The organism is Promicromonospora sp. NPDC060271, from assembly GCF_042726755.1.
GTDB lineage: Bacteria > Actinomycetota > Actinomycetes > Actinomycetales > Cellulomonadaceae > Promicromonospora.
Genome location: NZ_JBHXBG010000233.1, coordinates 1 through 7284 on the forward strand (window position 1 = coordinate 1; position 7284 = coordinate 7284).

Consider the following 7284-nt stretch of genomic DNA (forward strand, 5'->3'; position numbering starts at 1 on the left):
CCGTCGGGGTGCGCTGCCGGCCCGGGTCCGACGTCGGGCGGGTCACTGACCCGTTCCCTTCACCACCTTGCCAGTCTCGATACTGACCATCGTCGGGTTCTCGGCCGGGACCATGCCGAGACTGCGGGCCTTGTCGTCCAGGTTGGTCTCGGCGGCGCTCAGTTCCTCCTGGAGGCCCTGCACGTCCTGAGCCGTCTGCGCGACCTCACCCTGCAGCTTGGACATCTCGTAGGAGCCACGCGCGAGCGTGGTGTTCAGGACCAGCACCGCCACGAGCGAACCGATCATCAGGGTCGCGCACAGCACGAGGAACGGCACGCGGCTCTTGGCGTGCAGGGGCGCGCGGACGGCGTCGAGGCGGCGGCCGCGCTGGCCGGCACCCCCCGAGATCGCGGTCAGGGGCGCCCTGCGGGTACGGGGCAGCTCGGCGGGACGAGCGGCGCGGGCCGTCGCAGCGGTCGTGGCACTCATCGGCGGTCCTCCTTCGCGGTGTGGTGCTGGGTGGTGCGGTCTCGCAGGTGGTCAGGCGTGGGGCGCAGACGCCGGGCGGCGCGGAGCCGGACCGAGGCGGAACGCGGGTTGCGCTCCAGCTCCTCGGCGTCGGCCTCCTCCGCGCCCCGGGTCAGCGCCTCGAGATAGGGCCGGTGCGTCTCCGGCTCCACGGGCAGCCCCGAGGGGGCGGACGACGTCGTGCCCTGCGCGATGGCACGCTTGACGATCCGGTCCTCCAGGGACTGGTACGACTCCACGACGATCCGGCCGTCCACGGCGAGCGCCTCGATCGCGGCGGGCACGGCGCGCTCGAGCACCTCGAGCTCACCGTTCACCTCGATCCGAAGTGCCTGGAATGTGCGCTTGGCCGGGTGTCCGCCGGTCTTGCGCGTCGCCGCGGGGATGCTGGCCCGCAGCAGGTCGACGAGCTCGCCGCTGCGGTCCCACGGCCGCTCCGCCCGCAGCCTGACGATGCCCTTCGCGATCCGGCTCGCGAACCGCTCCTCGCCGTACTCCCGCAGGATCCGCGCGAGGTCGCGCTCGTCGTACGTGTTGAGCACGTCGGCCGCCGTCAGGCCCTGGGTGGAGTCCATGCGCATGTCGAGCGGCGCGTCCTGCGCGTACGCGAAGCCCCGATCGGCCTCGTCGAGCTGCAGCGAGGACACGCCCAGGTCCATGAGCACGCCCTGTACGGAGCCGCCGGCGTGCTCGGCGACGACCTCGCCGATCTCGTCGTAGACGGCGTGCACGGGCGTGAACCGGTCGCCGAACCGGGCCAGCCGCGCACCCGCGAGGGCGAGCGCCTGGGGGTCCCGGTCGATGCCGATCACACGGGCCGTCGGGATCTGGTCGAGGACCGCCTCGGTGTGGCCGCCCATGCCGAGCGTGCAGTCCACGAGGACCGAGCCGGGCGCGGCGAGCGCCGGCGCGAGCAGGTCGACGCACCGCTGGAGCAGCACCGGGAGGTGGCGGTCGGCGGCGTCGCTGTTGGTACCTGGACGGTTGTCGGTCGCGTTCATCGGTGGCTCCTTTCCTGCGTCGTGCCCTGCTGTCCTGCTTGCTGCCCTGCTTTGCTGTCCTGCTGGACGTGCGCCGAACCTGCCGGAGCCGGCCGTCCGGTCAGGTCTCCCTCCGCACGGTTCCGGCGGCGGGGAAGTGCGCCGGATCCAGCGGGAGGAGGCCTGGCCGTACGGCCGCCCGCCTCGCCTTTCCTCAGAGCCCGTAGACGAACCTCTCTAGAAGCTCAGCCCGGGGAAGATCTCCTCGGCCTGATCGATGTAGTCGGGTTCGGTCTGCTCCTGATATGTCGACCAGGCCTGCGCGTCCCACACCTCCACGCGACTCCCGACCCCGATCACGACCACTTCGCGATCCAGGCCGGCGTACTCGCGCAGGTGTGACGGGATGGAGACCCGGCCCTGCTTGTCCGGTACTTCGTCGCTGGCTCCCGCGAGGAAGTTTCGCGTGTAGTCCCGTGCCGCCTTGCTCGTCACCGGCGCCTGCCGGATCTGGGTGTAGATCTGCTGAAACTCGTCCATCGGGAGAAGGAAGAGGCACCGCTCCTGCCCTTTGGTCATCACCAGACCGCTGGACAGCCGCCCCCGGAACTTGGCGGGAAGGATCAGGCGTCCCTTCTCGTCCAGCTTCGGGGTGTACGTACCGAGGAGCAGGCCCAGACCCGCGAAATTTTCTGCCATCGCAGCCATGGGCCAGCACCTCCTCTCGCTCCCGCACACTCCACGCTACTCCACTTTCCACCACACCACTCGGAAAAACCATGGGGAAAACTACCCACAGACCCTCAATGCGCAGGTCAAAGAGGTAAAGAGCGAGTGGAGGGATTTCGCGTCCGGCGCGGCGTCGAATGTCGGGGCAGTCGGCATCGGGCCGCCGTCTCGCGCCAGTCCACGGCCCCGGCAGATGGCCTGTCCCGCCGGGCAAATCACCTTCTGGGTCCTGTGAAGACTGCGTGACGCACACAACTGAGTGCTTTACATCTCTACTACGCTGGACCAGCCGGGCAGCGCGAGCCCGCCCCGGCTCCGAATCGGCGCTTCCTCGCGCCGAGAACCCGGCCAGTAGCTCGGCCCTGATGGAGGTCTCCACCTGTGCACACGGAACCCGCCGCGCCCGGCCTCGCGGAAACTCACTACAGCGGCGGGGCCGCCCCGCAGGCGGCACCCGGACCAGGTGCGCTCGACGAGCTGGTGGAAACCATGGCTCGCGTCCGCGGAGCCGTCGAGTCGGTCGTGACGGGCCGGCCAGGGCTGGCCGACATCACCCTCGCCGTCCTGCTGGCCGAGGGCCATCTGCTGGTCGAGGACGTGCCCGGCGTCGGCAAGACGACGCTCGCCAAGGCGATCGCCCGCAGCATCGACTGCCACGTCGGCCGTATCCAGTTCACGCCGGACCTGCTGCCCAGCGACCTCACCGGTGTCAACATCTTCCGCACCGGCAGCCACGAGTTCGAGTTCCGGCCCGGCCCGGTGTTCAGCAACATCGTCATCGGCGACGAGATCAACCGTGCCTCGCCCAAGACGCAGTCGGCGCTGCTCGAGTGCATGGAGGAGGGCCAGACCACCGTCGACGGCACCACCCACCAGCTCCCCCGGCCGTTCCTCGTGGTCGCCACGCAGAACCCCGTCGAGATGGAGGGCACCTACCCGCTGCCCGAGGCGCAGCGGGACCGCTTCATGGCGCGCATCACCGTCGGCTACCCCGAGCCCGACGCCGAGATCCTCATGCTCGACCGGCAGGAGGCCAGCACCCCGCTGGCGCACCTGCAGCCCGTGACGGACGGACGCTCGATGCTGCGGTTCTCCCAGCTCGTTCGGTCGCTGTACGCGTCGCCGTCGGTCAAGCGGTACGTCGTGGCGCTGGTCGGGGCGACGCGCGAGCACACGGGGCTGCGCCTCGGCGCGTCGCCGCGCGCCTCGCTCCAGCTCCTGCGCGCCGCCAAGGCGATCGCCGCGATGGCGGGCCGCGACCACGTGCTGCCGGACGACGTCCAGCGGCTCGCCCGGCCGGTCCTGGCGCACCGCCTCATCCTCACCACCGAGGCCCGCCTCAGCGGTGTGACCCCCGAGACGCTCGTGGACGAGATGGTGCAGCGCACACCGGTGCCCGCCCTCGGGCCCGCCGACCGGCGGAAGTTCTGAGCGGCCAGGGCGGCAAGCAGATGTCGTGGCGTGACACGCTCGTCCGGATCAGCAGGGTCAGGCTGACCCCGCGCGGCATCGGGGCGGCCTGCCTGGGCGGTGCGATGGTGCCCCTCGGCCTGGTGCTCAGCCTGCCCGACCTCGTCGGGCTGGGTGCGGCCGCGCTGCTCGCCGTCGCGGTGGCCTGGGTGGCCATCGGCACCCAGCGGCTCGAGTCCGGGCGCGGCGCCCTGCACGTGACCCGTGCCGTTTCCCCGAACCCGGTGGTCCGCGACCGGACCGCCGAGGTGAGCCTGCTGGTCGCGGCGCACCACGCGAGCGGTGCCGCGTACGAACGGCTGTCCCGGCTGCGGCTGTCCGAGCAGGCGGCGCACGAGCTCGCCGGCCACCAGGGCATCCGTGCCCGGGTGTCGGCCCGCGCCGACCGCATCGCCGTGCACTACTCCCTGACCCCGACGCGGCGCGGGCGCTGGTCGCTCGGCCCGCTGCTGACCACCCGGACCGATGTGTTCGGCCTGGTCCGCGCCACGCAGCCGCTGGGCGCCGCGACGCACGTGCCCGTGTGGCCGCGCACCGTCGAGCTCGCCGTGCGCACCCGGTCGGTGGGCGACGTCGACCACTCGGCGACGGGCGCGCGCCTGCAGTCGACGGACGACTCCGTGCTGCGCGAGTACGTGGCGGGCGACGACCCGCGCCGGGTCCACTGGGCGAGCGCCGCGCGCCGCGGCCAGCTCATGGTCCGCGCCGACGAGAGCGCCGGCGTGCGCCCCGTGACCGTCCTGCTCGACCGCTCGCTGCTGCCGCACTGGCAGGAGGCGGGGAGCCCGCGCCGTCCCGCCGCGGTGGACGACGGCGAGTGGGCGGTGGAGCTCGCCGCCTCGATCGCCACGTCGTTCCTCGACGCAGGGCACCCGACCCGCCTGCTGACCACCGCGGTGGCCCCCAGCCTGGAGAGCGAGCGGTTCGCGGCGACCCGGGCGAGCCGGTCGGCGCTGCTCGACGCCTGCGTGGACATCCGCGGGCACCGCGGGTCCGCCGAGGGCAACCACGCGACCAGCACCACCGCGCGTGCGCTCCGGCTGGCCAGGACACCCGGCGAGATCGTCATCGCGGTGCTCGGCCCGCACGACCCCGACGCCCGCCACAACCTCGCCGCCCTGGGCGCCGAGGGCACGTGCTGGGCGATCCTGGTCACCCCGCGGGGAGCCGGGTTCCAGCACGAGATGGACGAGACCGCGGCCGAGCTGAGCACGTCCGGCTGGCAGGTCAGCACGTCGGAGGCCCGGACCGACCCGGAACGCGCCTGGGCCCTGCTCGCGGAGCGTGCCCGGTGATCCCCGCACACCGCGGACCGCTCGTCCGCACGGTCGCCTCGGGCGTCCTCGTCGCCATCGCCGTCATCGCCTCGATGCACGCGCTCACCCTGGTCATCGACCCCGGGCCGTGGCTGACGACCGGCACCACCGGAGTCGTCCTCGTGTCGGCCACGAGCTGCCTGGTGCGCTACCTGCTGCTCCGGGCCGCCGTCGACCGGGCAGCGGCGCGCCGCGCCGCCGGACAGGGCGTGAGTGCCGACCGGGCCGCCGACCGCGCGTCGGGCAACGCCTCGTTCGTCGCGACGGCGGCCGGCGTGCTGGTCGCCTGCTGGTTCGTGCTGGCCCGTTACGGCGGCCCCGGCCAGCGCTTCGAGCCGTTCGTGGGCCCGGACTCCCTCGACCAGGTCATCGAACGGTTCCGGCAGGCGACCGAGACCATGAGCACGCAGGTGGCCCCGGTGGGCCCGGGTGAGGCCATCAGCATGGTCGCCGTTGGTGGCACGCTGCTGGTGCTGCTCGTGGTGGACTCGCTCGCCGGCGCCCGCATGCCCGGCTTCGCCGGCGTGCCCCTGCTGCTCCTGTGGACCCCGCCGCTCACGCTGATCGGCGAGGTGCAGTGGCAGGTCTTCCTCATCAGCGTCACCGCGATGCTCCTGCTGCTCACCGTCGATCCTGTCGGTGTGACCCCCGGGCGGCACAGCGACTCCGAGTCCGCGGCGGTCCGCCGCGCCCAGCGGTTCCGCTCGTGGATCACCGCGGTCACGGCCGCGGCGGTGGCGGCGGCGTCGCTCGGCGTCGCCACGGGCATGGCCGCGCTGCCCGCGCTGGCCGGGACGTGGAGCCAGCTCATCTCCACGCCGTCCGACACGGTCGAGCTCTCGTCGGATCTCGACATGCGCCAGCCCCTGAGCGCCCGCTCCACGAGCACCGTGCTCACCTACACGCTGGCGGGCGACGAACCGGCCGGCCCGCTGCGAGTCATGACCCTCACGGCCTTCGACGGCGTCCAGACCCACCGCTCGGTGTCCGAGGGCGGGCTCGCCGAGTTCGACGCATCCTCGGTCCTCGCGCCCGAGGGCGAGGGCGAGGGCGGCGCCGGCGAACGTCGCCGGATGGACATCCAGATCGGTCAGCTCACCAGCACCGAGCTACCGCTGCCGCTCGAGCCTCGCACCGTCGACGTCAGCGGCGAGTGGGGCTACGACGGGCTCCGCGACGAGGTACGCGGTCCGGGCGGCACCGAGCCCGGCGCCCCGTACAGCGTCGAGATCATCGACCGGGAGCTGACGCCGGAGGTGCTGCGCGCGGCGCCGACGTCCGGCGACCCACGGTCGTCCGGCTACACCCAGGTGCCCGAGACCGAGCACCAGGCCGAGATCGCGGCGTACGCCCGAGAGGTCGCCGGTGACGCGCCCACCCGGTTCGACGCGGCGGTCGCGCTGCAGAACCACCTCCGGTCGGGTGCCGGGTTCGTGTACGACCCGGACGCCGACTACCGGGGTTCGTCCGACACCGTCTGGGACTTCCTGCAGGACAAGGAGGGGTACTGCACGCAGTACGCCCTGTCCATGATGGTGATGGCGCGCAGCCTGGACATCCCCGCGCGGATCGGCATCGGCTGGCTGCCCGGGCGGCCCGACGGGAACAACGGCTACCGGGTCACCGGCCAGGACTCGCACGCCTGGCCGGAGATCTACTTCCCGACGGTCGGGTGGGTCCGGTTCGAGCCGACACCCCAGGTCCAGACGGGTCCGCTGCCCGCGTACGCCAACCCGGGTGTCGGCAGCGCCCCCAGCTCCTCGCCCACTGCCTCGCGCGGCGCCGAGGTGCCGACGCAGCGACCGACCCGCGACCCTGCGCAGTCCGACCCGGCTGCCACGGCAGGCGGATCGTCCGGCAACGACGTCTCCGACCAGACGCTTCCCGGCTGGGCGTGGGTCGTCGCGGTGATCATCGCGCTCGGCGTGCTCGGCGGTGCCGCATGGCTCCTGCTGCGCCGGCGTGCCGAAGTGGAGGTGCTCGACCCCGAACGCGCCTGGTCGCGTGTGCTGGCGCTGCTCGCGGAGCAGGACGTGCGGCTCGGCCCGTCGGTCACCCTGCGCAGGGCTCCGGCCTTCATCGCCGACGAGGTGCGCGCCCGGACCGGCACACCCCTGCCCGACGACGTCGCGGAACGGCTCACCGCGCTGGCCGACGCCGCGGAGGAGGAGCGTTACGCCCGCTCCTCGACGCCGCCGACCCCGGAGGAGCTGGAGGAGCTCACGACGGCGATCACAACGGACCTGACCCAGGCCCTGACCCGTTGAGTGCTGGGTATT

At 72.8% G+C, this 7284-nt stretch carries 6 protein-coding genes; 3 read left to right on the forward strand and 3 right to left on the reverse strand.

All coding sequences use genetic code 11. The features are described from left to right. Window positions 1–42 precede the first annotated feature (42 nt). The 3 genes from ACFWE2_RS23650 to mraZ all read right to left on the reverse strand — a co-directional run bounded on the left by ACFWE2_RS23650 (window position 43) and on the right by mraZ (window position 2198). Window positions 43–471 (reverse strand): hypothetical protein, encoded by a 429-nt coding sequence (locus tag ACFWE2_RS23650; protein ID WP_377226655.1) that lies wholly within the window; start codon window positions 469–471, stop codon window positions 43–45. Beyond that, window positions 468–1511 (reverse strand): 16S rRNA (cytosine(1402)-N(4))-methyltransferase RsmH, encoded by a 1044-nt coding sequence (rsmH, locus tag ACFWE2_RS23655; protein ID WP_377226656.1) that lies wholly within the window; start codon window positions 1509–1511, stop codon window positions 468–470. Before rsmH ends, ACFWE2_RS23650 begins: the two co-directional genes overlap by 4 nt. Window positions 1512–1727: 216 nt before the next feature. Continuing rightward, window positions 1728–2198 (reverse strand): division/cell wall cluster transcriptional repressor MraZ, encoded by a 471-nt coding sequence (mraZ, locus tag ACFWE2_RS23660; protein WP_116674600.1) that lies wholly within the window; start codon window positions 2196–2198, stop codon window positions 1728–1730. A gap of 402 nt (window positions 2199–2600) precedes the next feature. On the opposite strand from mraZ, the gene ACFWE2_RS23665 reads away from it, so the two are divergent. From ACFWE2_RS23665 to ACFWE2_RS23675, 3 genes are read left to right on the forward strand one after another with little or no spacing between them, the layout of a single operon-like run. After that, window positions 2601–3650 (forward strand): AAA family ATPase, encoded by a 1050-nt coding sequence (locus ACFWE2_RS23665; RefSeq protein WP_377226657.1) that lies wholly within the window; start codon window positions 2601–2603, stop codon window positions 3648–3650. 20 nt (window positions 3651–3670) lie between these two features. Continuing rightward, a complete protein-coding gene (locus ACFWE2_RS23670; protein WP_377226658.1) occupies window positions 3671–4984 on the forward strand; it encodes a DUF58 domain-containing protein in 1314 nt (437 codons plus the stop codon). Next, the gene (locus ACFWE2_RS23675; RefSeq protein ID WP_377226659.1) at window positions 4981–7272 is read left to right on the forward strand and encodes a transglutaminase domain-containing protein; all 2292 of its coding nucleotides are present in this window, start codon (window positions 4981–4983) and stop codon (window positions 7270–7272) included. The genes ACFWE2_RS23670 and ACFWE2_RS23675 overlap by 4 nt, the downstream gene beginning before the upstream one ends. The last annotated feature ends 12 nt before the right edge of the window (window positions 7273–7284 follow it).